The sequence below is a fragment of the Actinoplanes sp. NPDC051470 genome, from assembly GCF_040682035.1.
Taxonomy (GTDB): Bacteria; Actinomycetota; Actinomycetes; order Mycobacteriales; family Micromonosporaceae; genus Actinoplanes.
In genome coordinates, this window is sequence record NZ_JBFBAA010000011.1 from 175,399 (window position 1) to 202,139 (window position 26,741).

Here is a 26,741-nt window from a genome sequence, read left to right on the forward strand (position 1 = left end):
TGCCGGGACTCGATCGGTCACAGGTCTCAAGTCGGGCATGAAGGCGCCCGTTCTCTAATTTTGGCCGATGTGAGACTCGAACTTGGGGACTGGCTCCGACCGGCCCGCAGGGGCGAAGATCATCGAGAGGTCGGCGGATCGCCCGTACGCTCAGTGAACTGGCAAAACGTCCTGGTAGTGGGTCGCCGTTGACAACAACGCGGCGGTTCGCATGGTGCAACGTCCGGTTCGCCGACCGTCGGGTTATCGGATTGCGGATGCTTCTAGGGTCGTAGCGTGATCATCACGGGGGAGGACCAGGCTCGGGCGGGAGTGGCGGATCCGGATCGGTTTGTCCGGGCGGTCGCCGTCAGAGCGTGTCTGCGCGCCGGGTGGCTGAGTGACGAGGAGTTGCGGTCGCTGGCGGCGTCGCTGCCGCGGTCGCTTCGGGGGCTGTTGTCGCGGTGGGCGTCGCCGGGGGCCGCGGATGTGCTGGTCGAGGAGGTCCGGTCGCGTTACGGCGACCGGGAGGCGGCTCGGCTGCTGCCGCGTTGTGGGGACGCGACCGTGCGGCGGCTGCTCCCGTCGCTGGATGACCTGGCCGGCCCGAACGCCTTGGCCGCCAAGCACCCGGCGGCGCTGCTGGACCATCTGGAAGCGCGTCTGGCGGCGGTCGGCGACCGCGCTGAGCTTTGGAACCGGTTCGCCACCGCGGTCCTTCGGATCGGCGACGATCGGGTTCTGGATCTCGTCGAGCGCTTCGCCCCGGATGGCGTCCTGCCGGGGCGGCCGGTCGACTACGGCCGTTACGCCGGGCGGCATCCGGGCCGGGTCGCCCGGTTGCTCGCGGCGCCCGGTCGCCTGGACGGCGTAACGCTGCCGCGCCGGCTGGCCCGTCGCCTCGCTGTCCTGCCGGACGATGAGCTGATCCCGTTCGGCGACCGCCCGGAGCTTCTCGCGGCCCTGCCCCCGTCCCGCCGTGGCGCCGTCTTCCGGGCTGCCCGCGAGGACCCGGGCCGGCCCGCTCCGAACTGGCCGGCGGTGCTGGCGGTTCTGCCGCACCGGCTGCGTGCCGAGGAGGCGAGGCGGTCGGGGCTGCCGGACATCGCGGGGTTCCTGCCCTGGGAGCAGGTCCGCGAGCTGGCCGCCGTTAACGACGGTGACAGTGGCGTGCGGCTGGCCGCGTACCGGAATCTGCTCGGCTCGGCCCGGTTGAGCCGCGACCGGACCGCCGTGGCCGAGGCCCTGGAGGGGCTGAGTGGCCGCCTCCGCAACGAGATCGATCCGGTACGCCGGGAGCTGCTGCGCGCCGTCGGTGGTCTGGTGCCGCTGATCACGGCGGCCGCCGCGCCCTCGCTCGCGCGGCTCGTCACGGACACCCTGGAGGCGCCGAGCACGTCCACCGGCACCCTCGAGGAACTGGTCGAGATCCCGCTCGGCGTCCGGCATGATCCGGCGCTGCGCGACTGGGCCCTGGACGCCGTCGCGAGGATTGTGCGGGCCGGTGGTTTCGACGTTGTGCTGGCCCTGCGTGACCGGGGAGATGCCGAGCTGGTCGACCGGCTGGCCGGCTGGGTCGAGGCCGGCGCCGCGCATGGCGATCACGACCGCGCGCCCGATCTGGCCTGGGCGCTGCGCCGGGCGGGGTGGCCGGTGGAGAGGCTGCGGGGCTGGCTCGCCGACCTGGCCCTGCATCACCCGGATACCACGGTGGCGAAGGAGGCCATCGAGCAGTGGCTGGCCGACCCGGCCACCCGGGACGACCGGGCCGCCCGGCTGCTGGCCGCCGACCCGACGGCGATCACCCAGGAGCCGGTGTGGGCGGTGGTGCGCGCCCGGCGGACCGATCTGGTTCCGGCGAACGTGCCGCCCGGCCGGTTCCGGCCGGCGCCGGCCCGCCGCTGGACCCCGGCCGTGGTGCGCGGGACCGAGCGGTGGCGGCCGGAGCAGCGGGCGGCGTTCGTCCGCCTGCAGGGCGAGGTGGTCGCGGACGCCGACGAGGATCTGGCGATCCGGGTGCGGGCGGTGCGGGCGGCCGCGCGGGCCGGCGGGCGTGAGCTGGTCGAGTCGCTGGTGGATCATCCGGATGTGCGGATCGCGGAGGCGGCGGTCGGCGCGTTGGGCGCGGATTCGCTGGGCGTGATCAGGGCGCAGCTCGACACCGATCGGGCCCGGGTGGCGGTGTGGGCGCTGGCCCGGGTCGCACGGGACCTGCCTCCCGCGGTGGCGGTCGGAGTGCTCGCCGACGTCGTCCGCACGTCGCCGAGGATCGCGGCGCGGAAGGAGGCGGTACGGCTGCTCGGTGACGCGGTGCCGGTGCTGGCCGAGGTGTTCCGCCGGGACGGGCAGCACCCGGATGTCCGGGCCGCGGTCGTGGCCACCGTGCGGCAGCGGCTCGACCAGGAGCTGAGCTGGGACCTGCTGACCGAGGCGGCCCGGGACGGGATCAAGCCCGCCTGGCCGGGGGAGATCGCCGAGCGGCACCGTCCGCGCTACGCCCGGGTGGTCGCGCTGACCGGCGACGAGGACGCGATGCTGCTCTGGATGGAGCACCTGACCGGCCTCGGTGACCTGCTGTTCCGCCGGATGACCAACCTCGAGCGGCGATGCCCGCCGTTCGTGGGGGCGGTCCTGCGGCACCCGGACGCGAACGCGTTCCGGCTGGCCCTGCGCCGGCTGGCCGAGCTGGATCGGCTGGACGCCGAGCCGGGCGGGCCGGCGGCCGATCGTCCGGCCCGGCGGCGCCTCACGTGGCTGGCCGACCGGGCGGTGACCTGGTCGGTCTCGGCCGGCGCGGGCGTCGACCGGGCTCCGCTGATCGCCGCGGCGCGGGCTCTGGGTGAGGTTCCGGCTTTCGCGGGTACGGCCGCCCGCCTGCTCGCGGCGGCCCTTCCCCTCCGTACCCCGGAATTGATCGAGCTCTGCACCCCGCGCCCGCTGCTGGCCGTCGTCGTGGCCGGCGTGGTCGCCGAGCGGGCCCGGAAGGAGTCCCTCGAACCGGCGATTCTGCGGGCCTCGGCCGCGGTTCTGGGCGGGCGTGGCGGCCTGGCCGGCGGGCTGATCGCGGTGGCGCTGGCGAGGGCGGGCGAGCGTCACCGGTGGGCCGAGCCGTTCCGCGGCATGCTGCTCGACCTGCGTCAACACCCTGATCCTGAGGTACGGGGGGCCGCGCTCGAGGTGTCGATGGTGGCCCGGTGACGGCACGTTCGGACCGATTTGCGACCCGTTCGCCGGACCGGCGCGGAGCTAAAGCCGCTATTCGGGCAAGATACCGTGCGTCGTGCTCAAAACCCGAATTCGTGCAAAGGCCGCGGTTCGCCGCGCGTTGATGATCGGGGTGGCCACCTCGGTGGTCGCCGCCGGCGGCGCGGCCCTGGCCGAGGTGGTCGGTTCCGACCCGGTCGCCTCCCCGTCGTTCAACGGCCCGGTGTACGCCGTGGCCCACCGCGGCGACACCGTCTACGTCGGCGGCACCTTCACCGCCGCCGTGGTGAACGGCAAGACCATCGCCCGGGACAAGCTGGCCGCCTTCAACGCGAAGACCGGCGAACTGCTGCCGTGGACGCCGACGGCCGACGCCAACGTTCGTGCGCTCGCGGTCGACGGCGACACGGTCTACGCGGCCGGCGACTTCGACAAGATCTCCGGCACCGCCCGGGACGCGGTGGCCGGCCTGAACGCCACCACCGGCGCGCTCACCCCGCTCAAGCACTCCGTCGCCGGTCAGCCCAACGCCATCGCCACCGGCAACGGCAAGCTCTACGTGGCCGGCAAGCTGACCGCGATCGACGGCGCGACCCGGTCCAACGTGGCCGCCTTCTCGCTGGCCACCGGCGCCCTGGACGCCTGGACCCCGACCACCGACGACGTGGTCAACGCCGTCGCGGTGACCGGCAAGCGGGTCTACCTCGGCGGCAGCTTCCACAAGACCAACGGGCTCTCCTCGACGCTGCGGCTGACCGCGGTCGACGGCATCACCGGGGTGCTCGACAAGTCGTTCCTGCCCAAGCCGGTGTCCCAGGTGATCGCGCTGACCGCGGACTCGACCGGCGTCTGGGCCTCGCTCGGCGGGCAGGGCGGGCGCGCGATCGCGTACTCGCCGACCGGCGCGACCAGGTGGACCCGGGTGTTCGACGGCGACGCGCAGGCGATCGCGGTGCTGGACGGCGTCACGTACGTGGGTGGCCACTTCGACAAGGCCTGCACGACGACCAACAACGGCGCGATGGGTCTCTGCACCGACGGCTCGGTGCCGCGGGTCAAGCTGGCCGCGGTGGACGGGCAGGGCAACCTGCTGAACTGGGCGCCGCAGGCCAACGGCGTGGCCGGGGTCCGGGCGCTGGCCGCCTCGCCGACGCTGGGCGTGGTCAGCGCGGTCGGCGACTTCACCATGATCGGCACGCAGACCCGCAAGCGCTACGTCGCCTTCAAGATCGACCGGCCCGAGGCGGGTCCGGCGCCGGCCAGCCCGCACGTGGCGTCCTACAACTTCGACACCACGGTCGCCGACGGCACCTTCGACGACGGCTCGGGCAAGGGCCACCTGCTGCGCGCGGTCACCCGCGGCGGCGGCGCGGTCAAGATGGTCCCGCACGGCAACGGCCAGGCGCTCGAGTTCCCGGCCAAGTGCGCCGGGGAGAACTGCGCGAAGCTGGTCCTCCAGTCGGCCGACACGCCGGACCTCAACCCGGGCAGCGGCCCGCTGAGCTACGGCGCGGCGGTGCGGCTCAGCCCGCAGGAGGCCGGCGCGGGGGAGAACATCCTGCAGAAGGGGTACGCCTCCGGCGGCGGCCAGTACAAGCTGCAGGCCGACGGCATCTCCGGCAAGCCGAGCTGCGGGATGGGCGACAAGGCGTCCACCTCCGTGCTCATCGCCCGCAGCCGCGAGTCGATCGCCGACGGCGAGTGGCACACGCTCGAGTGCCGCCGGTCCGGCGCCACCCTGAGCATCGTGGTCGACGACGCGGTCAAGACGAGCGTGGCGATCCCGGTGGCCCTGTCGGTGGTCACCACCCAGCCGCTCAGCCTCGGCGGCAAGGGCGTCGGCGCGGACAACGACCAGTTCCACGGCGAGCTGGACGACGTCTGGGTCAAGGTCGGCGGATAGCCCGAACAGTGGTAGCCAGGAGCGGCATCCGGTGCCCGGATGCCGCCCTGGCCTACCACTGACTGATCGTCAGCGCTTGCCGGGGAGGGCCAGGGCGATCACGGCGCCGATGCCTACCACGGCCGCTCCGACCAGGACGGCCGGGACGACGCCGTCGACGAAGCTGTCCAGGCTGGTGTAGCCGCCGTACGAGCTGAACACCGAGGCCAGGGCGGCGACCCCGGCGGCCACCCCGAACTCGCGGATGGTGTTGTTGGCGCCCGAGGCCACGCCGCGTTCCGCCTCCGGCACGCTGGCCAGGGCCATCGTGCTGATCGGGGCGAAGGTCAGCCCCATGCCGATGCCGGCCATCACGAAGGCCGGGACCAGCGACGAGTACGTCGTGTCGGCCGCCGTCACCAGCCCGATCCACAGCAGCGCCCCGGCCAGCAGCGCCTGGCCCGTGGCGATCAGCGTGCGCAGCCCGATCCGGTCGGCGAAGATGCCGGCCAGTGGCGCGACCACCATCGGCGCCATCGTCCACGGCAGCGTGCGTACCCCGGCTTCGAGCGGGCTGAGCCCCTGCACCACCTGGAAGTACTGGGCGAGCAGGAACACCGCGCCGAACGTGCCGGCCGAGAAGGTCAGGGTCACCACGCTGACCAGGCTGAAGCCCCGCGACCGGAAGAGCCGCAGCGGCATCATCGGCGACTTCGTGCGGCTCTGCCAGGCGACGAAGAGCCCGATCAGCACCACGCCGGCGATCAGCATCGAGGCCACCCGGCCGGAGGTCCAGCCGCGGTCCGGCCCGTCCACCACACCCCAGACCAGCAGCAGCATGCCGGCCGCGGACAGCACCAGGCCGAGCGGGTCGAGCTTCGAGGCGCCGCCGCGCGAGTCGCGGAGCACCACCGCGGCCAGCACCACCGCGATCACGCCGACCGGCACGTTCAGCCAGAAGATCCAGGTCCAGTCGAGGCCCTCGGTGACCGCGCCGCCGACCACCGGGCCGACCGCGACGCCGAGCCCGCTGATGCCGCCCCAGATGCCGACGGCGGCGTTGCGCATCCTGTCCGGCACGGCCTGCGCCAGCAGGGTCAGGGACAGCGGCGCGACCGCGGCGCCGGCCAGACCTTGCACCGCGCGGGCGGCGGTGAGCTGCCACGGCTCGGAGGCCAGCGCGGCCGCTGCCGAGGCGAGCGTGAACAGCGCGATGCCGCCGACGAACATCCGCCGCCGGCCGATCCGGTCGCCGAGCGCGGCCGCGGTCAGCAGGAACGCGGCGAACGGCAGCGTGTAGGCGTTCACGAACCATTGCAGGTCGGTGATCGAGGCGCCGATCGACGTCCGGATCACCGGCAGGGCCGTGGTCACGACCAGGTTGTCGAGCGTGACCATGAAGATCGGGATGCCGGTCGCGGCGAGCACCCAGGCCAGCGGCCGGGCCTTCCGCGCCGGTTCGGCGCCGGGCCGCTCGAGAGTCGTGGCGGTCATCAGGTTCTCCCCAGTTGTTATTCACTGATAACTACGCGACCGAAGGTAGTTATCCACTGATAACTTTGTCAAGTACGATCGGGGGCATGCCCAGAACGAGACTCACCGCCGAGGAGCGCCAGGACCAGCTGGTCCTGGCCGCCGTGACCGCGTTCAGCGAGGGCGGGTACGCCGGCACGACCACCGACCAGGTGGCCCGGCTGGCCGGCGTCTCCCAGCCGTACGTCATCCGGCTCTTCGGCACCAAGCAGCAGCTCTTCCTCGCCGCGATCGGCTACGCCTGCGACCGGATCGAGGAGCACTTCCGGACCGCCGCCGAGGTCGCACCCACCCTGGAGGCCCTCGGCGCGGCCTACGACCAGCTGATCGCCCAGCGCGAGCTGATCACCCTGCTGCTGCACGGGTTCGCCGCCGCGGGCGACCCGGTGATGGGTCCGGTGGTCCGCGAGGGCTTCGGCCGGATCTACACCTCGGTGCGCCGGCTGACCGGCGCCAGCGTCGAGGAGTGCCGCGACTTCATGGCCATGGGCATGCTCTGCACCGTTCTGGGCTCACTTCGCGTGATCGGCCCGGACGCGGTCCAGCCCGAACCGTGGTCGGCCGAGGTGCTGGGCGCCCTCAACCTGCACCACGCCTAAAGGTTGTGCCTCAAGGAGGCGGGTGACCGCCAGCCCAGCATCGCCTCGGTCATCCGGACCGCCTCGACCGTCGCGCGCACGTCGTGCACCCGGACGATGCGCGCGCCCCGCAGCACGCAGAAGACCACCGCCGCCAGCGTGCCGGCCAGCCGGTCCGGCTGCGGCCGGTCCAGCGTCTCGCCGATGAAGTCCTTGTTGCTGACCGCGGCCAGGGTCGGGTGGCCGAGCTCGCAGATCTCGTCCAGCCGCCGGGTCAGCTCCAGCGACTGGACCGTGTTCTTGTTCAGGTCGGGGCCCGGGTCGAGAACGATCTGGTCCGGGCGTACGCCGCGGTCGAGCGCGACCGACACCCGTTGCTGGAGAAACGATCGCACCTCGGCCACGACGTCGTCGTAGCGCGGGGACGGATGCGGGGTGCGGGGCGGGGCCACGCTGTGCGTGATCACGAGCGCGGCGTCCGTACCGGCGACCGCGTCGGCCATCGCCGGATCCCGCAGCCCGGACGTGTCGTTGATCACGCCGGCCCCGCACGCGATGGCCTCGCGGGCCACTTCCGGGCGATACGTGTCGACCGACACCACGGTCAGCTCGCGGGCCGCCTCGACGACCGGGAGCACCCGCTCGAGCTCCTCCGCGACGGTCACCTCGGGCCCCGGCGCGAACGGCACACCACCGATGTCGATCCAGTCCGCGCCCTGTTCGGCGGCTGTCCGCACCGCCTCCAGCGCGTGCGCGAGCGCGAAGGTCCGGCCCCGGTCGTGGAACGAGTCCGGCGTGCGGTTGACGATCGCCATCACCGCCACCCGGCGGTCGAAATCGAACTCCCGGCCGCCGATCACGCGTCGCATATCGGTGGACGGTAGCAACCGGTCATCGGTAAGAGTGACGTAATGGATGCGCGGGGACCGGGTCGATATCTGTGGTGGCTGGCTCGACGTGTCCGGAAACGGATCTTCATCGGGGCCGCGTTCGCCACGGTCTGGTACCTGAGCCTGGCGGCCACGCCGTACCTCCTGGCCCAGGCCATCGACCACGGCCTGCGGGCACACCGCACCGACGTGCTGCTCGGCTGGGCGGCGGCGGTTCTGGTGCTCGGCGGGGCCGGCGCCTTCCTCGGCATCATGCGGCACCGGTCGATGACCAAGCTGCGGACCCTGTCCGGGCTGCTGACAGCCGACCTGGTGCTGGAGCACGCGACCCGGCTGGGCGCCGCGCTGCCGCGCCGGATCACCGCCGGCGAGGTCGTCACGATCGGCATCTCCGACGTGTGGGTGATCTCCCGCTCGATGAACGTCGGCGGCGTCGGGGTGGCCAGCATGGTCGCGTACGGGACGGTCGCGGTCCTGCTCTTCCACACCTCGCCAATGCTCGCCGTCACCGTCCTGGCCGGTGTCCCGCTGCTCGCCCTGATCGTCGGCCCGCTGCTGACCAGGGTCCAGGCGGCCGGGCAGCGCTACCGGGAACGGCAGGGCACGCTGGCCGGCCGGCTCGTCGACGTGCTCGGCGGCCTGGGCGTGCTGAACGGCCTGGGCGGCAAGGAGTCGCACCTGGGCCGGTACCGCCAGGAGTCGGACAAGCTGCGCGACCTGGGCTACCGGGTCGGCGTCACGTCGAGCTGGGTCGGCGCGCTCGGCACCGGCCTGCCCGTCCTGTTCCTCGCCGTGGTCACCTGGATCGGCGCGCGGATGGCCGCGAGCGGCGACATCACCATCGGCGAGCTGGTCGCGGTGTACGGCTGGACGTCGCTGCTGGCCATCCCGGTCGACGTGATGATCTTCTGCGGCTTCGACATCACCCGCGGCCTGGTCGCCGCCCGCCGGGTGGCCGCCTTCCTGCGCGTACCCATCGAATCCGACCACGGTGACCCGGCACCCGCCGGACCCGCCCCGCTGAGCGACCCGATCTCCGGCGTGAGCGCCGAGCCGGGCCGGTTCACCGTGCTGGCCGGCGCCCGCACCGCCGACGCGGAGGCGATCCTGGACCGGCTCGGCCGGTACGGCGAGACCGAGGCCACCTGGGCCGGCCGGCGGCTGGACGGCATCGCCCGCGCCGAGGTGCGCGACCGGGTGCTGGTGGCCCGGCACGACGCCGAGGTGTTCGCCGGGACGCTGCGCGACGTGGTGGCCGGTCCCGGCGAGACCGACGACGACCGGGTACGCCGGGCCATCGACGCCGCCGTCGTGCACGACATCGCGGCCGACCTGGACCGGCCGGTGGAGTGGCGCGGCCGCAACCTCTCCGGCGGCCAGCGGCAACGGCTGCGGCTGGCCCGGGCGCTGCACGCCGACCCCGAGATGCTGCTGGCGGCCGAGCCGACCTCGGCCGTGGACGCGCACACCGAGGCGGCCATCGCCCAGCGGCTGAGCGACGTGCGGTCCGGCCGCGGGACCGTGCTCGCCACCACGTCGCCGGTGCTGCTGTCCCGGGCCGACGTCGTGCACTACCTGGTCGACGGCCGGGTGGTCGCGTCGGGCACCCACGACTCCCTGCTGAGAACCGAAGCCGGTTATCGGGAGCTGGTCACGCGGGTGTTCGAGGACGTTCAATCGTGAGCGGGGTTCTGCCGGTCGCGACGCCGGCCGACGTGCGGAAGGCCGCGTTCCGGCTGATCGCCGCCGACCGCCGCGCGGTGGTCAGCGTCCTCGTGCTCAACGCCTTCGCCGCCCTGGCCGGGCTGGGCGGGCCGTGGCTGCTCGGCCGGATCATCGACGCGGTCACCGCGGGCGCCGGTCCGCCCCAGGTCGACCACTACGCGCTGGGCGTGCTCGGCTGCGCCGTCGCCCAGACCGTCCTGCTCCGGTACGCCCTGTGGGCCGGCGCCAACGTCGGCGAGCGTACGGCGGCCCGCATCCGGGAAACCTTCGTCGACCGGGCCCTGACCCTGCCCGCGTCGGTCGTCGAGCGGGTCGCCGGCGGTGACCTGGCCGCCCGCGGCACCAACGACATCGACCAGGTGGCCAAGTCGGTGCGCGACATCCTGCCGGCGCTGACCGGGGCCTTCGTGCAGATGTTCTTCCTGGTCGGCGCCGTGCTCGTGCTCAGCCCGCCACTGGGCGCGGCCGGGCTGCTCGGGTTCGCCGGCATCTGGTTCATCACCCGCTGGTACCTGCGGGTGGCCCGGGACGCGTACCTGCGCGAGGGCGCGGCCGACTCCCGCCTGGCCGACGAGCTGACCGCCACCGTCGAGGGCGCCCGTACGATCGAGGCGTTCGGCCTGGCCCGGCTGCGGCTGGCCATCGGCCGGGCGGCCATCGACGAGACCCGCCGGACCCGGATGGCCACGCTGCGGCTGCGGACGTTCTTCTTCCCGACCGTCGAGCTGTCCTACGCCGTCCCGGTCGTGATCATCCTGGTCGCCGGCGGTTACCTGGCCTTCCACGGCTGGGTGTCGGTCGGCACGGTCGGCGCCGCGGTGCTCTACCTGCGGCAGCTGGCCGGGCCGCTCGACTCGATCACGATCTGGATCGAGCAGCTCCAGAGCAGCGGGGCGTCGTTCGCACGCGTCGAGGGCCTGGCCGCGGTGCCACCCGGCCCGGTTTCGACCGAACGGCTTCCGGACGGCGAGAAGATCGAGATCGACGGCGTGCGGTACGCGTACGACGAGGGCCGCGACGTTCTGCATGACGTCACGCTGACCGTGCGGCCGGGGGAGCGCCTGGCGATCGTCGGGCTCTCCGGCGCCGGCAAGTCGACGCTCGGCCGCCTGATCGCCGGAGTGGACCGGCCGCGCACCGGCAGCATCACGGTCGGCGGGGTGCCGGTCGCCGACCTGCCGCCGGACGAGTTGCGCCGGCACGTCGTGCTGGTCACCCAGGAGCACCACGTCTTCGCCGAGTCGCTGCGGGACAACCTGATGATCGCGGCGCCCGACGACGACCTGCGCCGGGCGCTGACCCGGGTCGGCGCCGACTGGGCCACCGACCTCGACCTGGACCTGGGCGAACACCCGCCGGACGGCGCCCGGGCCCAGCAGCTCGCGCTGGCCCGGGTGCTGCTGGCCGACCCGCACACGGTCATCCTGGACGAGGCGACCGCCCTGCTCGACCCGACCGCCGCCCGCACCGCCGAGCGGGCGCTGGCGGCGGTGCTGCACGACCGTACGGTGATCGCGATCGCCCACCGCCTGCAGACGGCGCACGACGCGGACCGGGTGGCCGTGATGGACGACGGCCGGATCGTCGAGCTGGGCCGACACGACGAGCTGGTGCGCCGCGACGGCCCCTACGCCGCCCTGTGGCGCATCTGGCACGGCTAGTTCCAGTGGTAGCCCATCGCGGCGTCTGCCGCCCGGATGCCGCTCCGGGCTACCACTGAAGGGTTCACGCGCCGGCGGCGTCCAGACGTTCGATCTGCTCGGTGGTGAGCTTGAGGTCGAGGGCCGGGACGACGTTCTCGAACTGCTCGGGCGTACGCGGGCCGATCAGCGGCACCACCCGCGGCCCGGGCCGTTGCGCCAGCCAGGCCAGCACCACCTGGTTGCCGGTGGCCCCCAGCTCCGCGGCCAGCTCGTCGACGGCGGCCAGCCGCGCGTCGGAGTCCGAACCGCGGTAGGCGTCGAGGATGAAGTGGCCGTCCCGCTTCGCCTTGTTGTCGTACAGCCCCTTGAGGATCGGCGAGTACGCCACCAGCGTCAGGTCGTCGTGCTCGGTCAGGTAGTCCCACTGGTCGGCGTCGACCACCGACGAGTTCTGGTTCGCCCCGTTCGGCCGCAGGTACGAGTGCTGCTGCTGGAGCGCGACCGGCGCCGTCCAGCCGTTCCGCTCGCACAGCCGCCGGATCCGCTCCAGCCGCCAGGTCCGCACGTTCGACCAGCCCAGGTGCAGCACCTTGCCCGCCTTGACGAACGAGTCCAGCGTCTCCAGGGTCTCCTCGAGCGGCGTCGCCCGGTCGTCCACGTGCACGTAGTAGAGGTCGATGTGGTCGGTGCCCAGCCGGGTCAGGCTGCCGTCCAGCGCCCGCCGGAGGGTGTCCGCCCCGGCGCCGGCGAAGGTCCGCCGGGCCAGGTCCCAGTTCGGCGAGCCGTCCGCCGCCCACAAGTCCGGGCTCGCCACCGGCACCGCCGTGGCCTTGGTGGCCAGGAAGACCTGGTCCCGCCGGTTCCCGTCGCGCAGCCACCGGCCGAGCAGTTCCTCGCTCTGCCCGCCCGCGGTGCCCGGGTTGACCCACCACTCGTAACAGTCCGCGGTGTCGATGAACGACCCGCCCACCTCCAGGTACCGGTTCAGGATCGTCACCGAGTCGGGCTCGTTCGTCTCGCTGCCCATCTGCATCGCGCCCAGGGCGAGCGCGCTCACCTGCCCGCCGGTCCGGCCGAGTTCCACTGTCTGCATGCCCCGACGCTAGGACCCGGAGCGCGCTCCAGGTCAAGCCTCGAACTTCGGATGTTTGTCGCTGTCGATCTCGGGCATCCGCCCGCCATGCGTCTTCGGCGTAGCAATCTCTCGGAGCCCGGGTACGGCCGTCGCCGTAGTGGTAAAGGGTTCAGCTACCTCGACACCGACGGCACCCGGCTGACCGATCCCGCCGCCCTGGAGCGCATCAAGGACCTGGTCATCCCGCCCGCCTGGACCGAGGTATGGATCAGCCCGCACGAGCGCGGGCACATCCAGGCCACCGGCAAGGACGTGGCCGGCCGCAAGCAGTACATCTACCACCGGGTCTGGCGCAGCACCCAGGACGAGGCCAAGTTCGACCACGCCCTGGAGATCGCCGAACGCCTCCCCGAGATGCGCGAGCGGCTGGCCGCCGACCTGACCAGCCGTGGCCTCAACCGGGGCCGGGTGCTGGCCGCGATCGTCAAGCTGCTCGACATGGGGATGTTCCGGATCGGCGGCGCGCAGTACGCCGACCGCGACGAGGACCCGTCCTACGGCCTGTCCACGCTGCGGCCCGACCACTGCCGCACCCAGGGCGCCTGCATGCTCCTGGAGTTCACCGGCAAGTCCGGCGTCGAGCACACCGCCCCGGTCGGCGACGGCGAGGTGTGCGCGGTGCTGCGCGAGCTCAAACGGCGCCGGCGCGGCGAGAAGCGGCTGTTCGCGTTCTGGGATCCGCACACCCGGCGGTGGCGGACGGTCGACGCCGACGACATCAACGCGTACCTGCGCGAGATCAGCGGCGAGCAGATGACGGCCAAGGACTTCCGGACCTGGCACGGCACCGTGAAGGCGGCCGAGGAACTGGCCGCGGCCGGGCCGCAGCCGACCGAGAACAAGCGCAAGAAGGCCGTCTCGCACGCGATGAAGGAGGTGGCCGGCCTGCTGGGCAACACGCCCGCGGTGGCCCGATCCTCGTACGTCGACCCGCGGCTGGTCGACCTCTACGCCGACGGCAAGGTCGCCGACGTGGAACCGGGCACGCCCCGCGAGCAGGCCGAACGCGAAGTGCTCGACCTGCTGTCCGACGCTTAGATCCGGCCGTCGCCGGCCGATCGGGCGGATATGGGCCGGATCGTGCGCGGGTGGGGGATCGGCCTGCTGATCCTGATGGTGCTCGGCGGGCAGGTGTGGTCGTTCGTCGACCCGGTTCAGCGCCCGTACGTGATCGGCCTGGTCATGCTGGTCCTGGACATCGTCGGGTTCGTGTCCGGGATGCGGGCCGCCCGGCGCGGCGACATGACGTTGTGGCGGATGATCGCCCTGGGGCGGATGTGCGCGATCGTCACGTTCGCGCTGCTGACCGCCGAGAGCTTCGCCCGGACCGAGTACCTGTGGTGGGTCGGCGTCACCGTACGCCTGGGCGCCTTCGGCTTCTTCTCGCTGGCCGTGCTCCTCGCGCCCGCCCAGCGGATGCGCGGCCGCGAACGCGTCGCCTTCTTCGCCGAGACCACCGCCGTGGTGGCCGGCGGGTTCATGGTCGTCTGGTACTTCGTGATCAACCCGGCCATCGTCGGGACCACGTCGAACCTGGCCTGGATCGGCTACATCGGCTACCCGGTCGGCGACCTGCTGATGCTGCTCGCGATCGCGGTGACCCTGCTGCGCGGCTCGATCGGGCCCGCCACCGGGCCGAAGGCGCTGCTGCTCGCCGGCATGGCCGCCTACCTGAGCGGGGACGCGCTGTGGTCCGGCCTCGAGTCGCAGCGCCTGATGTCGATCCGGTCGCCGTACGCCGGGTGCCTGATCATGCTCGGCGGCCTGCTGATGACCGTGGCGCCGATGCGGGTCCGCGTACCGGAGCAGAAGCCGGAGCAGAAGCCGGACCGGACCGCCCGGCCCGACCTGCGCTGGTCCCACCTGCTGCCGGTGGCCGCGATGGTGGTCGGCGGCTCGCTGATGGTCGTGGTGACCGTCAAGGAGAACGACATGCTGCCCTGGGGCGGCCTGGTGCTCGGCCTGATCACGATGGCCGCGGCGATCACCGTGCGGCAGGTCATCTCCCTGCGGGACAGCCGCGACCAGATCGTCACCGACGCGCTCACCGGCCTGGCCAACCGCACCGGCCTGGACGAGGCGATCGGCCGGGCGCTGCGCCGGCACGAGCCGTACGCGCTGCTCCTGGTCGATCTCGACGGCTTCAAACTGATCAACGACGCGTACGGCCACGCCGCCGGCGACATCGTGCTCACCGAGGTCGCCCACCACCTGCGCAGCGTCGTCCGCGCCGGCGACGTGGCGGCCCGGATCGGCGGCGACGAGTTCGCCGTCCTGCTCACCGAGGTCACCACGGCCGAACAGGCCGGCGCGGTCGCCCAGCAGATGCTCACCATGGCCGCGGCCAACCCGGTGCGGCTCGGCGAGGACACCCTGCCGATCCGGGCCAGCATCGGCCTCACCGCCGGCGACGCCGAGGACACCCCCAAGGAGCTGCTGCGCCGCGCCGACCTCGCGATGTACCAGGTCAAGCGGGCCGGCACGCACGGCTGGCGGGCGTACGACCCGGCCATGACCGACCGCCGCGCCGAGGACGCCGCCCTGAGCGAGGCCCTCAACGCTCCCGACCGTGACCTGTTCGTCCTCTACCAGCCGATCGTCGACCTGACCACCGGCCGTCCGGTAGCCGTCGAGGCGCTCGTCCGCTGGAACCACCCGGTGCACGGCCTGGTGTCACCGGCCCAGTTCATCCCGATCGCCGAACGCAGCGGCGCCATCACCGAGATCGGCCTGTTCGTGCTGGAGGAGGCCTGCCGGCAACTCGCCGCCTGGAACCGGCTGACCTACATCAGCGTCAACCTGTCCCCGCGCCAGCTTCAGGAACCCACCCTGGTGCACGACATCCTCGCCATCGTCCGCCGCACCGGCATCGCGCCGTCGTCCCTGGTCCTCGAGGTCACCGAGTCGGCCATCGTCGACCAGGCCGCCATCGCCATGCTGGGCACCCTCCGCGGCCACGGCATCCGGATCGCCGTCGACGACTTCGGCACCGGCTACAGCTCGCTGCACTACCTGACCCGCCTGCCGGTCGACATCCTGAAGATCGACCGCAGCTTCGTGGCCGAACTCAACGGCACCCCCGAAGGCTCGGCGATCACCGAGGCGATCATCCGGCTCAGCCACGTCCTGCACCTGACCACGATCGCCGAGGGCATCGAGACCGACGAGCAGGCGGCCGAACTACTGGCGCTGGGCTGCACCACCGGCCAGGGCTTCCGGTACGCCCGCCCGACTCGGCCCGCCGACCTGGATCTCACCGATCTGGAGTACGCGACCCGCCAGCCGTAGCCCGTCCGTCCGGTGGGTCAGCACCAGCACGGTCCTGGCTTTTTCGCTCGTGGCGCTCAGCAGGTCGGCCATCAACGCCTCGGCGCCGGCCGCGTCCAGCGCCTCGGTCGGCTCGTCCAGGATCAGCACGGCCGGGTCGGCCAGCAGGGCGCGCGCGGTGGCCAGCCGCTTGCGTTGCCCGCCCGAAATCGTGGAGCCGCCCGTACCCAGCCGCCGGTCGAGCTCCAGCTCCAGCCCCACCCGGTGCAGGCTGGCCCGGAGTTCGTCGTCGGTGGCGTCCACCTTGGCCAGACGCAGGTTCTCCCGCACGGTCGAGGCGAACACATGCTCCGTCTCGTCGCCGACCAGCACCACGAGCTTCCGGAAGTCGTCCTCCGGGATGTCACCGATCCTCGTCCCGCCCAGCGTGACGGTGCCGGCCGTCGGCGTCAGGAAGCGGGCCAGGACGGCCGCCAGGGTCGACTTGCCGCTGCCGGACGGCCCGAGGATGGCCGTGCGGGAGCCGGCCGGGAGCTCGAGGTCGAGCCCGTTCAGGGCCACCCCGTCCCACCCCGCGACAAGTCCCGTGATGACGACGCCCTTTTCTTCCGTGCTCGGTGCCACAGCCGCTTGTCCACCAGGGGCGGCGGCCGGGGTCAGGTCGGCGAGGCGACGGCGGGCGGCCAGCGCGCGCCGCCGGGCCAGGGCCGCCTCCGGGAGCGTCCCGACCGGCTCGGCCAGCGCCACCACCGCCAGCAGCAGCACCGCCGCCCACTCCCGCGACAGCCCGCCACCCGGCGGCAACGCCCACGCCGCCCCCGCCACCGCGACCCCCCACCCGAGATGGCCGAGCGCCGCGGCGAGTCCGGCTTCCCGCGCCGCCCGCGCTTCCCGCGCGGCCAGGCGACGGCTCCGCTCCTCCGGTACGCCCAGAGCACCCGAGCCGCGCAACTCCTCGATCCCGTCCACCGTCTCCACCACGGAGTCCCGCAGCGCGGCGCGTGCTTCCTCCGTACCCCGCTCTCGTCTCGCCTCGAGCCAATTCCCCAGGGCCGGCGCCAGCACCCCCGCGACCACCATCCCCGCCACCACCGGAATCGCCGCCGCCGGCCGCACCGCCGCGACCACGCCCGCCCCGGCGACCGCCGCCCCCGCGGCCGCGAGCGCCGGCAGCCACCCGCGCAGCAGCCCGTCCACGTCGGCGTCCACGTCGTCCACCACCCGCGTGAGCAGCTCACCGCGGCGCCGCGTCCGGGCCCCCGGCACCCGCGGCACGAGCCCCGCGTAGACCGCCGCCCGCCGCGCCCCCAGCCGCGCGAACGCCACCTGATGCGACACCAGCCGTTCCGCATACCGAAGCAGCGGCCGCGCCACGGCACTGCCACGAACCAGCACGACGGCCGCCGACAACGTCAACACCGGCGGCCAGGTCGCCGCCCGCACGAGCAGCCAGGCGGCCGCCCCCGTCAGCAGAACGCCGGCCAGCCACGACCCACACCCGAGCACAACGGCCGCGGCGGCGAGCCAGGCCTTCGGCGCTTCTCCCGCGCCCGTTTCCCCGATCTCTCCCGGCTCCGTGCCGGCCGACGTGTCGTGCTGGTCGGTGGCGGCCGTGGTGTGGCGCGATTCCGTGGCGTTCGAGGTGTCGCCCGGGGTCGTGGTGTTGCTCGGTTCCGGGGCGGCCGAGGTGTTGTGCGGGCTCGTGGCGGCCGACGTTTCCTCGGGGTGGTTGACCACGAGCACCGTGCGGTCGGCGGCGGCCAGCAACGCGGGCCGGTGGGCCACCACCAGCACCGCGCATCCCCGATCCGCGGCGAGCCGCAGCTTGGCGATGACCCGCCGTTCCGAGGCGGCGTCCAGATGCGCCGTAGGTTCGTCCAGCAGCAGCACCCGGGGCGCCTCCGAGGCCCGGCTCAGCGTGGCCGCCAACGCCAGCCGCTGCCGTTGCCCGGCCGACACCCCCGCACCATGCTCGCCCAGCGGGGTGTCGAGCTCGAGCTCCCGGTCCAGGCCGACCGCGCGCAGTGCGGCGATCCCGGCCACGTCGCCCACCGTCCGGGCATGCGGCAAGGTGGGGCGCTGGGGCAGATATACGGCTTCGGGGCCGTCGATCTCGGCGTACCCGGCATCAAGGTCTTGAATGCCCGCCAGCACCCGCAGAGCCGTGGTCTTGCCCGCGCCGGAGAACCCGCGCAGCGCGACAATCTCTCCGCCCTGGACGACGAGCCGATCGAGCCGCAGCGCATCCCGGCCCGCCCCGGGATGGCGCACCCTCAGCCCTTCAGCCCGCACGCCGGGCGCGGCCCCCGGATCCACCCTCATCCCGCGGGCCGGGTACGCCTGGAGCCGGACGCCCGCCTCGCCCGCGCCGATCGCTCCACCAAGATCAACGGCGGGTTTCGCGGCCGCCGCCACCTCCCCCACCCAGTCACTGGGTGGGTCGGAAGGTAGCAGCGCGGTACGACGATTTTCGCGCTCTGTCCACAGGACGGGGCCGCCGTCCTCGACTGTGGACAACGAGGCCGCGGCCACATGCTCTGCTGAAGTGCGGAAGCGGCCGGCTGTGAACGGTGTGGGCTCGGCGAGGCCGCGGGAGTTTTGGGCGGCGGGCGGTGGCGGCGCGGCGGCCGGTTCGGCGGGGCAGCGGGGGTCGCGAGCTGTGGGCGATGAGGGCGCGGCCATGGGCTCGGGGGAGGCCAGGACCTCGTCGATGTCACCGATCACAGCTGAAGCCGCCGCGCTGGCGTGATAGCGGGCGGCCGCCTCCCTCAGTGGCCGGTAAGCCTCGGGCGCCAGCAGGATCACCAGCAACGCCGGCGCCAGCCCCATGTCTCCGGCCGCCACCCGCAGCCCGGCGCCGACCGCGATGAGCCCCACCGACAGCGTCCCCAGCAGGTCCAGCGCCGTCGACGACAGGAAGGCCACCCGCAGGACCCGCATCGTCGCGCTCCGGTGCCGGTCGGTCATCTCGGCCACGACCCGGGTCTGACGGTCGGCCCGCCCGAATACGCGTAGCGTGGCCAAGCCCTGCACGACGTCGAGGAAGTGGCCGGCCAGGCGGGCGTCCTCGTCCCAGCGTTGTTTCGCGCGGGCCTGGGTCGCCCAGCCGATCAGGGCGCCCAGCACCGGCACCAGGGGGAGGGTCAGGACGGTGATCACCGCGGAGGCCGGGTCGACGAACGCCATGGCGATGACGACCAGGGGCGGGAGGGCCGCGCCGAGGATGACCGCGGGCAGGTAGCCGGCGAACCATGGGCGCAGCGCGTCCAGTCCGGTGGTGAGGGCGGCGGTGAGGCGGCCGCTGCCGTAGCGCGCCACCCACGCCGGGCCGTGTCGCAGGGTGGCGGCCAGGGTGGAGCGCCTCAGCTGGTCGGTGGCGCGGGCGGCGGTGCGCTGGGCGACCACCTGTTCGGCCCAGGTGAGCAGCGCGCGCACCGGGTAGGCCAGGGCCACCAGCAGCAGGCCGGTCGTCCGGGAGCCGGCCACCACCGCGGTCAGGCCGAAGGCCAGCATCAGCGCCGTCCCGGCGTGCGCCGCGCCGATCAGCGCGAGCAGCCCCACCCCGGCCCGAGCCGCCCGCGCATGCCGCATCAACCGCGGATCAACCGGCCCCCGGCCACGCGAAGAGGCCGCGGGGGAAGAGCCCGCGTAAGGGGAAGGCGCGGAAGGGGGAGGGGCGCTCATGACGGGATCCGTTCGCTGGCGACGCGGCGGCGGAAGACCCAGTAGGAGTACGCCTGGTAGGCGAGCACCCCGGGCAGGATGATCAGCCCGGCCATGGTCAGCAGCCGCAACGTCGAATCGGTGGCCGCGGCGGAGGTCCGGGTCAGCGACCACGCCTCGTTCAGCGTGCTCGGCAGCACCACGTCGCCGTGGCTGGTCAGGATCATGGCGACCGCGAAGGCCGTGCCCACGGCCGTACCCACGAAGGCGGTTGACTCTCGCCCGGCCCGGGCCAGGATCGTCACACCGAGCGCGACCATCGCCCCGACCAGCAGGGGCCGGCTGGACATGGCCCACCCGGCGGCGAAGGTCAGGACGGCCAGGAACAGGCCGGCGCCCACCGCCACCCGCCGGGCCCGCCGCCGCACGGGGCCGGTCGTTCGCAGGCCCAGGAACGTCGCCCCGAGCAGCACCGCCCCGCCCAGGGCGAGTGCCGCGCCGAGGAGCGACCAGGCGTTCCCCAGCGGGCCGAGGCTGCGCGAAAGCCCGGACCCGGTCACCGATCCCGCGGCGTCCAGGGCCAGCCCCCGGGCGAACACGGCGAGCAGCGCACCCCACAGCAGCATCACCCCGGCCGACGAGCCGAAGAGCGCCCACTCCGCCCGTCGTCGCCAGGCGGCGGACGAGTGTTTGCCCCGGAATTCGAGGGCGACGCCCCGGATCGCCAGCAGCAGCAGGACGAGCGCGAACGGCAGGTAGAGGCCGGACAGCAGGGCCGCGTACCAGGCGGGGAAGGCCGCGAAGGTGACGCCGATGGCCGCGACCAGCCACACCTCGTTGCCGTCCCAGAACGGGCCGACCGTGCGGATGGCCGCCCCGCGCTCGTGATCGTCCCGGCCGAGCAGGGGTGCGAGGATCCCGACCCCGAAATCGAAGCCTTCGAGTACGAAGTAGAGCACCCAGGCCAGCACGACCAGCGCGAACCAGAAGGTGATCATGGTTGGCTCCTAGTACGACGAGGTGGAAGAAACGAGTGGCTGGGCGGGGGACGAGGACGAGGACGAGGAATCATCACGGCACACGTGCCGCACCAGCCGGAGCCAGACCACGGCCAGCACCCCGTACACCAGGGTGAAACCGGCCAGCGAAGCGATCACCTCGGCCCGCGTCAGGCCGGGTGAGATCCCCTCGGCCACCGTGGTCAGCCCGAACGCCAGCCACGGCTGCCGCGCGGTCTCGGTGAAGATCCAGCCGATCGCGTTGGCGGCGGTCGGCAGCAGTGGGATCAGCGGCAGCCAGCGCAGCAGCCACCGGTGCGGGGTGCGCCCGCGCCGCCCCAGGAACAGGTACAGCGCGGCGACCGCGGCGGCCAGCATCCCGACGCCGATCATCAGGCGGAACGACCAGAACGCGACCGGGATCATCGGCACGTAGCTGCCGGGACCGTACTGGGCGACGTACTGCGCCTGGAGGTCGTCGATGCCCTGCACGGTCGAGGTGGGTGAGCCCTTGGCCAGGATGGACAGCAGGTAGGGGATGTCGACGCGGAACGAGTCGCCGACGGCGAAGAGGGAGAACGGCGCCCCGGTGGTGGTCGAGTAGAGGGCCTCGGCGGCGGCCATCTTCATCGGCTGGACCTCGGTGATGACCTTGCCGAGGTGGTCGCCGGTCAGGGCGGTCAGCGCGCCGCCGATCAGGGTCAGCCACGCGCCGAGGCGGGCGTACACGCCGAATTCGCGCCAGACCCCGATGGCCAGGATGAGCGAACCGCCGACCATGACCGCGCCGGCCATCGTGTGCGGGAAGGCGGCCAGGTTGACCTTGTTCAGCAGCAGCTCGCTGAACGAGGAGAGCTGGGCGCGGCCGGTCACCGGGTCCAGCGCGTACGCCACCGGGTTCTGCATGAACGAGTTGCCGGCCAGGATGATGAACGCGGACAGCATGGTGCCCACCGAGACCACGATGATCGTCGCGAGGTGGACCGGGCGCGGCAGTCGTTCCCAGCCGAAGTACCAGAAGGCCAGGAACGTCGCCTCGAGGAAGAACGCGAGCATCCCCTCGATCGCGAGCGTCGGCCCGAACACGTCGCCGTAGAACGTGGCGAACGCGCTCCAGCCCATCCCGAACTGGAACTCCTGCACCAGCCCGGTGACCACGCCGACCGCGAACGTGATGATCAGCAACTTCCCGGTCAGCTTGGTGAGGGTCAGGAACTCTTCCCGTTTCGTACGCAGCCAGGCGATCTGCAGCCCCGCGGCGATCCCGGCCAGGCTGATCGACATCGGCACGAAGAAGTAGTGGTAGATCGTGACGACCGCGAACTGCAGCCGGGTCAGGTCCAGCACGTCCATCAGGACACCTCTCTACGACGTTCCGTAGTAGATACTACGCCGCGTAGTACGACGGCGTGCAGTAGACTCGCTCACATGCCGCTCGGAGACCTGGAACGTGAGGTCATGACCCAGTTGTGGGAGAGCGCCGGGCCGCTGAGCGTGCGTCACGTGCACGAGCGGCTGCGCGGCCGCGACCTCGCGTACACGACCGTGATGACCGTCCTCGACCGGCTGGCCAAGAAGGGCGTGGTGACCCGCGAGCGGGACGGCCGGGCCTGGCTCTACGCCCCGGCGCAGACCCGCGAGCAGATGACCGCCGGCCTGATGATGGATGCTCTGGCCGACACCCCCGACAAGGACGCGGCGCTCGCCTACTTCGTCGGCCAGTTGTCCCCGGACGCGTTGACGGCGGCCATCGAGGCCGCCCGCAAGGGCGAGTGACGGCGCTCCTGCTCGGCGCGCTCGGCCTGCTGCTCTCGCTGGTCGCGCCGGGTCTGCTGGCCGCCGCCCGGTGGCCCGACCGCGCCCCGGCGCCGGCCGTCGTGCTCTGGCAGGCGATCACGCTCGCCGGTGTGCTGTGCGCGCTGGGTGTCGTGCTGGCCGGACCGGAGGAGTTGATCCGCGCGTTCCGTGGCGACCGCCAGATCGCCATCGTCGCGCTGATCGCCGCGCTGGCCGTGGCCGCGGTGATCGTGCTGCGGCTGCTGATCTCGCTGGGCGGGGTGATGTGGCGGTCGCGCGCCCGCCGGGCCCGGCACCGGCTGCTGGTCGACCTGCTCGACCGGGCCGAGCAACGACACGGTCTGGACGTCGAGGGGCTGCGGGTCCTGGACGGCGCACAGCCGCTGGCCTACTGCGTCGCCGGGCGCTCGCCGCGGGTCGTTCTGAGCGGCGGAGCGCTGGATGTGCTCAACGCCACACAGATCGCCGCGGTGATCGCCCACGAGCAGGCCCACCTGCGGCACCGGCACGAGCTGGTGCGTGAGTCGTTCACGGCGTTCTACCAGGCCGTGCCCCGTCCGCTGCGGTCCCGCGCTCCCCTCGACGCCGTCCGGCTGCTGCTCGAAATGGTCGCCGACGATGCGGCCGCGCGCCGGTCCGGCGCCGCATCCGTGCGCGGGGCGCTCACTCTGCTGAGCGACGGGGGCGACGAAGCGGGCGGCGCGGGACGGGACCGGCGACTGTCCCGATTGACCGATCCGCCACCCCGATCGGTGGCACTCTCCGTGATTGTCCTGGTCGGAGCGGTGGCGCTGTTGGTGCTGCCCACGCTCGTGGTAGTCGTCCCGTGGCTCAGTGTCGCGGTCAGCAACTGGCCACTCTGAGTAAAGGGTCACGGCACGGTTTCCGAACGCCAGAGCGGCGGAGTACGGTGATCCGCGGTTCCGCGGTTCCCCTATCGACCGACCCCGGTCGATCCGCGAAACCGCCGCCCGAACCTCGGCGGCTGAGCGAAAGGACCGACCACCTTCGTGAGCCGCGCACGCCGATTGCTCTGCGTCTTCGCCGTCCTTGCGACCGTGATCGTCATCCCGAAGCCGGCGCTCGCTTCCCCCGGCGTGCTGGCCGAGCCCACGCCGTCGAACGTCGAGAAGCAGATCGACCAGCAGTGGGACAAGCTCGAGCCGGTCATCGAGCAGTACAACAAGGTGCACGGCGAACTCCAGGCCAACCGCCGGAAGCTCCAGGCCATCCAGAAGCGGCTGACCCCGCTCGAGGTCCAGGTCAACGTCGCGATGGGCCAGGTGCGCGGGATGGCCGCGCAGACCTACATGCAGGGCTCGCCGTCCGCGGTGAAGGCGATGATCCTCACCGGCAACGCGCAGGGCCTGACCGACAAGCTCGAGTTCCTCGACCAGTACGCGAAGCACCAGCGCAACTCGGTCAAGGACGTCGTCACGCTCAGAGACCGGCTGAGCCAGGACAAGCAGGACCTGGACACGCTGACCAAGGCGCTGGCCGCCCAGGACGTGGGCCTGGCCCGGTCCAAGGCCGGTATTCAGAAGAAGGTCGACCAGCTCCAGACGCTGCGGCTCGCGGCGTACGGCAAGACCGGCGACGACGGCCCGCTGCGGCTCGGCCCCTGCCCGGCGACGTACACCAAGGAGAAGGGCAACCGGGCCGCCCAGAAGGCCTGCAGCCTGATCGGCACGCCCTACGTCTTCGGCGCCATCGGGCCGGGCGGCTACGACTGCTCCGGCCTCACCATGGCGGCGTGGAACGCGGTCGGTGTGCACCTCACCCACTACACCGGGGCCCAGATCGGCCAGGGCCGGCCGATCAGCCGCGGTGATCTGCAACCCGGCGACCTGGTCTTCTATCCACACCACGTGGGGATCTACGTCGGCGGGAACAAGATCGTGCACGCGCCGCACACCGGTGACCACGTGCGCATGACCGACGTCGACCGGATGGGGGCCATCGGCTACCGCCGGCCGGGCTAGGACGCCGACCAGGGCGCTCGGCCGGGCGACGCGGCGATGAACCCTTCCGGTGCATAATTTGGTGCCATGACCGTGGCGGTGATCTCCCGCAGGGCGCGCAACCTGGCCGAGCTGGGCCGGTACGCGGACGCCGAGCGGCTGCTGCGCGACGGTCTCGCCGAGGCGCCCGGCGACGCCGACCTGCTGGTGCTGCTGGGCTACGTGTTGCGGATGCGGCTCGACTACCCGGGCGCGGTGGCCGTCTGCGACGCCGCCCTGGCCGCCGATCCGCTGCTGGCCGGGCCGCACGCCGAGCGGGCCGAGAGCCTGCTGGCGATGCTGCGCGACGACGAGGCGATCGTCTCGGCGAGCGAGGCGGTACGCCTGGACCCGCATGATCCGTACTGTCACCGGGTGCTGGCCCGGGCGCTGGCCGGGGCCCGTCGCCACGACCACGCCCGCGCGGCCGCCCGGCGGGCCCTGACGCTCGGCCCGGACTCGGTGGAGAGCCTGCTCACCCTGGCCGGGGTGGAACGGGACGCGGGGGAGCGGAAGGCCGCGACCGAGATGGCCCGGCGGGCGCTGGCCTACGACCCGGCCCACCCGTACGGCCGGTGGCTGATGGCGATGCTGGACGCCGAGCGGCTCAAGGTCGGCCGGTCGATGCGCGGCCTGCGCGGCGTGGCCCGGGACGACCCGGCCCATCCCGACGTGCTCTCCATGACGTGGCCGATGCGCAGCCTGCTGAGCGCGCTCCGCCGCTGGCTCGGCCCGGCGGTCGTGCTGGTCGTGGTGCCCGCCCTGGCCGGCTGGTGGTGGGGGCGGGTGCTCGCGGCCGGCTTCGCGCTGGGCGTCGCCGGCCTGGCCGCACGGGTGCTGATCCCGGCCCGCGCCACCCCCTGGCGGTGCCTGCGCCTCACCCCACGCCTGTTCCGGCGCGCGGTCGTCGCCGGTCTGGTCACCGTCGGCGGGTCGGTCACCCTCCTCGTCGGGTACGCGGTGAGCGCCGTGACCGCGCTGCCGCTGGTGGCGCTGGGGCTGATGCCGATCCTCTGGCTGCTCGGCCTGGCCGAGCTGATCGGCGCCCGGCTCGACGACCCCGGCCACAGGTGGGCGCTGCGCAACGTCGGCAATCAGTTCCGTCAGCTCGGCGCCGAGCTGCGCGAGTGGTGGCAGACCACCAAGCGCGAGCTCCGCGAAGCCTGGAAGGACCCTCCCAAGCAGAAGTGACACACAGCCACACGCACGACGTGCCCCCCACCTCGCGTCGCACGCGCCGCCTCATGTTCGCGGTGCTGATTCCCGCTGCCGTGCTCACCCTCGTCGGCCTGATCGTGCTCTGGCCCGGCGGCGTCACCGAGGCGCCGGTCGACGACGGCGGGCAGCGCGCGTCCGGCGAGGTCACCGCGATCTCCGAGCAGGCCTGCCCGCCGGACGCCGGCGCCCCGCCGTGCGGCACGGCCGCGGTCCGGGTCACCACCGGTCCCGGCGCGGGCAGCACCACCATCGTCGACCTGCCGCAGGGCCCCGGCGCGCCCCGGCTGTCGGTCGGTGACGACGTGGTCCTGCTGTACTTCCCCGACGCGGTGCCCGGCGGCCGGGTCTACTCGGTGATCGACCAGCAGCGGGGGATGCCCCTGGTCGTCCTCATCGCGCTGGCGGTGGCCGTGATCGTGGCGTTCGGGCGGTGGCGCGGGCTGACCAGCCTGGCCGGCCTCGCGGTGTCGTTCCTGGTGCTGCTGTTCTTCGTGCTGCCGGCGATCCTGGACGGCTCGCCGCCGCTGCTGGTCGCCGTGGTCGGCGCCGCGGCGATCATGTTCGCGGCGCTGTACCTCACGCACGGCGTGAACACGCACACCTCGGTCGCGGTGGCCGGGACGCTGGCCAGCCTGGTGCTGACCGGCCTGCTCGGCACCGCCTTCACCGCGCTGCTCAGCCTCAGCGGCGTGGGCAGCGACGACGCGGCGTACCTGTCGGCCACGCGCGCGAACCTGGACACCCGCGGCCTGCTGCTGGCCGGCATCGTGATCGGCGCGCTCGGGGTGCTGGACGACGTGACGGTCACCCAGGCGGTGACGGTCGGCGAGATGGCCGCCGCCGGCCGGTCGTCGCGGCGTGAGTTGTACGCGTCGGCGATCCGGGTCGGCCGGGCCCACGTCGGGTCGGCGGTCAACACCATCGTCCTGGCGTACGCCGGGGCCTCCCTGCCCTTGCTCCTGCTCATCGCCGCCACCGACCAGCCGCTCGGGCAGCTGTTGACCAGCGAGCTGATCGTCCAGGAGATCCTGCGCAGCGCGGTCGGCACGATCGGCCTGGTCGCCTCGGTGCCGATCACCACGGCCCTGGCCACGCTGGTCGCCGACCTGCGCCCCGGCGCCGCCGGCCGGCACCCGGTCCGGGGCCACGCCCGGCACGCCCGCTGAGCGCCGTCGCGCTCGCACATTGGTCAACCGCTGCCGCCGATCAAGTTCGGCAACTCCGACGAG

General features: G+C 73.0%; 18 protein-coding genes. 12 read left to right on the forward strand and 6 right to left on the reverse strand.

Annotation, left to right across the window (positions count from 1 at the left end; genetic code table 11):
• Positions 1-276 precede the first annotated feature (276 nt).
• Entirely contained in the window at positions 277-3,177 is a 2,901-nt protein-coding gene (locus tag AB0M54_RS21060; RefSeq protein ID WP_364473181.1) for a hypothetical protein, read from the forward strand.
• Positions 3,178-3,259: 82 nt separating this feature from the next.
• Positions 3,260-5,086, forward strand: a complete 1,827-nt coding sequence (locus AB0M54_RS21065) for a LamG-like jellyroll fold domain-containing protein (protein WP_364473183.1) — start codon at positions 3,260-3,262, stop codon at positions 5,084-5,086.
• Positions 5,087-5,155: 69 nt separating this feature from the next.
• Here the strand turns inward: AB0M54_RS21065 and AB0M54_RS21070 are convergent, their stop codons facing one another.
• Positions 5,156-6,559 carry a DHA2 family efflux MFS transporter permease subunit gene (locus AB0M54_RS21070; protein WP_364473185.1) on the reverse strand — a complete coding sequence of 468 codons (1,404 nt, stop codon included), beginning with the start codon at positions 6,557-6,559 and terminating at the stop codon, positions 5,156-5,158.
• Between the two features lie 86 nt (positions 6,560-6,645).
• Here AB0M54_RS21070 and AB0M54_RS21075 point away from each other — a divergent pair, with 86 nt between their 5' ends.
• Entirely contained in the window at positions 6,646-7,197 is a 552-nt protein-coding gene (locus AB0M54_RS21075; RefSeq protein ID WP_364325790.1) for a TetR/AcrR family transcriptional regulator, read from the forward strand.
• Here the strand turns inward: AB0M54_RS21075 and folP are convergent.
• Entirely contained in the window at positions 7,194-8,045 is an 852-nt protein-coding gene (gene folP, locus AB0M54_RS21080) for a dihydropteroate synthase (protein WP_364473187.1), read from the reverse strand. The genes AB0M54_RS21075 and folP overlap by 4 nt on opposite strands.
• A gap of 42 nt (positions 8,046-8,087) precedes the next feature.
• Here folP and AB0M54_RS21085 point away from each other — a divergent pair, with 42 nt between their 5' ends.
• On the forward strand, positions 8,088-9,749 hold the full coding sequence (locus AB0M54_RS21085; protein ID WP_364473189.1) for an ABC transporter ATP-binding protein: 1,662 nt from the start codon (positions 8,088-8,090) through the stop codon (positions 9,747-9,749).
• Positions 9,746-11,452, forward strand: a complete 1,707-nt coding sequence (locus tag AB0M54_RS21090) for an ABC transporter ATP-binding protein (RefSeq protein WP_364473191.1) — start codon at positions 9,746-9,748, stop codon at positions 11,450-11,452. The genes AB0M54_RS21085 and AB0M54_RS21090 overlap by 4 nt, the downstream gene beginning before the upstream one ends.
• Positions 11,453-11,516: 64 nt before the next feature.
• Here AB0M54_RS21090 and AB0M54_RS21095 read toward each other — a convergent pair whose 3' ends face one another.
• Positions 11,517-12,527: an aldo/keto reductase gene (locus tag AB0M54_RS21095; RefSeq protein ID WP_364473193.1), complete on the reverse strand. Its 1,011-nt coding sequence runs from the start codon at positions 12,525-12,527 to the stop codon at positions 11,517-11,519.
• 87 nt (positions 12,528-12,614) lie between these two features.
• Between AB0M54_RS21095 and AB0M54_RS21100 the strand changes: the two genes are divergently transcribed.
• Entirely contained in the window at positions 12,615-13,607 is a 993-nt protein-coding gene (locus AB0M54_RS21100; RefSeq protein ID WP_364325775.1) for a DNA topoisomerase IB, read from the forward strand.
• 42 nt (positions 13,608-13,649) lie between these two features.
• Complete coding sequence (locus tag AB0M54_RS21105; protein WP_364473195.1) at positions 13,650-15,857, forward strand: bifunctional diguanylate cyclase/phosphodiesterase; 2,208 nt, start codon at positions 13,650-13,652, stop codon at positions 15,855-15,857.
• On the opposite strand, the gene cydC is transcribed toward AB0M54_RS21105, so the two are convergent.
• The 3 genes from cydC to AB0M54_RS21120 form a co-directional block, all read right to left on the reverse strand.
• Positions 15,750-19,427 carry a thiol reductant ABC exporter subunit CydC gene (gene cydC / locus AB0M54_RS21110; protein WP_364473197.1) on the reverse strand — a complete coding sequence of 1,226 codons (3,678 nt, stop codon included), beginning with the start codon at positions 19,425-19,427 and terminating at the stop codon, positions 15,750-15,752. The genes AB0M54_RS21105 and cydC overlap by 108 nt on opposite strands.
• Positions 19,428-19,516: 89 nt before the next feature.
• Positions 19,517-20,497: a cytochrome d ubiquinol oxidase subunit II gene (gene cydB, locus AB0M54_RS21115; protein WP_364325767.1), complete on the reverse strand. Its 981-nt coding sequence runs from the start codon at positions 20,495-20,497 to the stop codon at positions 19,517-19,519.
• Between the two features lie 9 nt (positions 20,498-20,506).
• On the reverse strand, positions 20,507-21,850 hold the full coding sequence (locus AB0M54_RS21120; RefSeq protein ID WP_364473199.1) for a cytochrome ubiquinol oxidase subunit I: 1,344 nt from the start codon (positions 21,848-21,850) through the stop codon (positions 20,507-20,509).
• 75 nt (positions 21,851-21,925) lie between these two features.
• On the opposite strand from AB0M54_RS21120, the gene AB0M54_RS21125 reads away from it, so the two are divergent.
• From AB0M54_RS21125 to AB0M54_RS21145, 5 genes are all read left to right on the forward strand, one after another.
• Complete coding sequence (locus AB0M54_RS21125) at positions 21,926-22,273, forward strand: BlaI/MecI/CopY family transcriptional regulator (RefSeq protein WP_364325761.1); 348 nt, start codon at positions 21,926-21,928, stop codon at positions 22,271-22,273.
• Positions 22,270-23,157 carry a M56 family metallopeptidase gene (locus AB0M54_RS21130; protein ID WP_364473201.1) on the forward strand — a complete coding sequence of 296 codons (888 nt, stop codon included), beginning with the start codon at positions 22,270-22,272 and terminating at the stop codon, positions 23,155-23,157. The genes AB0M54_RS21125 and AB0M54_RS21130 overlap by 4 nt, the downstream gene beginning before the upstream one ends.
• A gap of 147 nt (positions 23,158-23,304) precedes the next feature.
• On the forward strand, positions 23,305-24,276 hold the full coding sequence (locus tag AB0M54_RS21135; protein ID WP_364325755.1) for an NlpC/P60 family protein: 972 nt from the start codon (positions 23,305-23,307) through the stop codon (positions 24,274-24,276).
• A gap of 66 nt (positions 24,277-24,342) precedes the next feature.
• Positions 24,343-25,485: a tetratricopeptide repeat protein gene (locus AB0M54_RS21140; RefSeq protein WP_364473203.1), complete on the forward strand. Its 1,143-nt coding sequence runs from the start codon at positions 24,343-24,345 to the stop codon at positions 25,483-25,485.
• 53 nt (positions 25,486-25,538) lie between these two features.
• On the forward strand, positions 25,539-26,678 hold the full coding sequence (locus AB0M54_RS21145; RefSeq protein ID WP_364325749.1) for a YibE/F family protein: 1,140 nt from the start codon (positions 25,539-25,541) through the stop codon (positions 26,676-26,678).
• The last annotated feature ends 63 nt before the right edge of the window (positions 26,679-26,741 follow it).

Coding starts and splice junctions, on each gene's coding strand:
- folP (WP_364473187.1), bottom strand. CDS start 8,045: ATGCGACGCGTGATCGGCGGCCGGGAGTTCGATTTCGACCGCCGGGTG.
- AB0M54_RS21140 (WP_364473203.1), top strand. CDS start 24,343: ATGACCGTGGCGGTGATCTCCCGCAGGGCGCGCAACCTGGCCGAGCTG.
- AB0M54_RS21145 (WP_364325749.1), top strand. CDS start 25,539: ATGTTCGCGGTGCTGATTCCCGCTGCCGTGCTCACCCTCGTCGGCCTG.
- AB0M54_RS21125 (WP_364325761.1), top strand. CDS start 21,926: ATGCCGCTCGGAGACCTGGAACGTGAGGTCATGACCCAGTTGTGGGAG.
- cydC (WP_364473197.1), bottom strand. CDS start 19,427: ATGCGGCATGCGCGGGCGGCTCGGGCCGGGGTGGGGCTGCTCGCGCTG.
- AB0M54_RS21085 (WP_364473189.1), top strand. CDS start 8,088: ATGGATGCGCGGGGACCGGGTCGATATCTGTGGTGGCTGGCTCGACGT.
- cydB (WP_364325767.1), bottom strand. CDS start 20,497: ATGATCACCTTCTGGTTCGCGCTGGTCGTGCTGGCCTGGGTGCTCTAC.
- AB0M54_RS21095 (WP_364473193.1), bottom strand. CDS start 12,527: ATGCAGACAGTGGAACTCGGCCGGACCGGCGGGCAGGTGAGCGCGCTC.
- AB0M54_RS21070 (WP_364473185.1), bottom strand. CDS start 6,559: ATGACCGCCACGACTCTCGAGCGGCCCGGCGCCGAACCGGCGCGGAAG.
- AB0M54_RS21075 (WP_364325790.1), top strand. CDS start 6,646: ATGCCCAGAACGAGACTCACCGCCGAGGAGCGCCAGGACCAGCTGGTC.
- AB0M54_RS21100 (WP_364325775.1), top strand. CDS start 12,615: ATGCGTCTTCGGCGTAGCAATCTCTCGGAGCCCGGGTACGGCCGTCGC.
- AB0M54_RS21120 (WP_364473199.1), bottom strand. CDS start 21,850: ATGGACGTGCTGGACCTGACCCGGCTGCAGTTCGCGGTCGTCACGATC.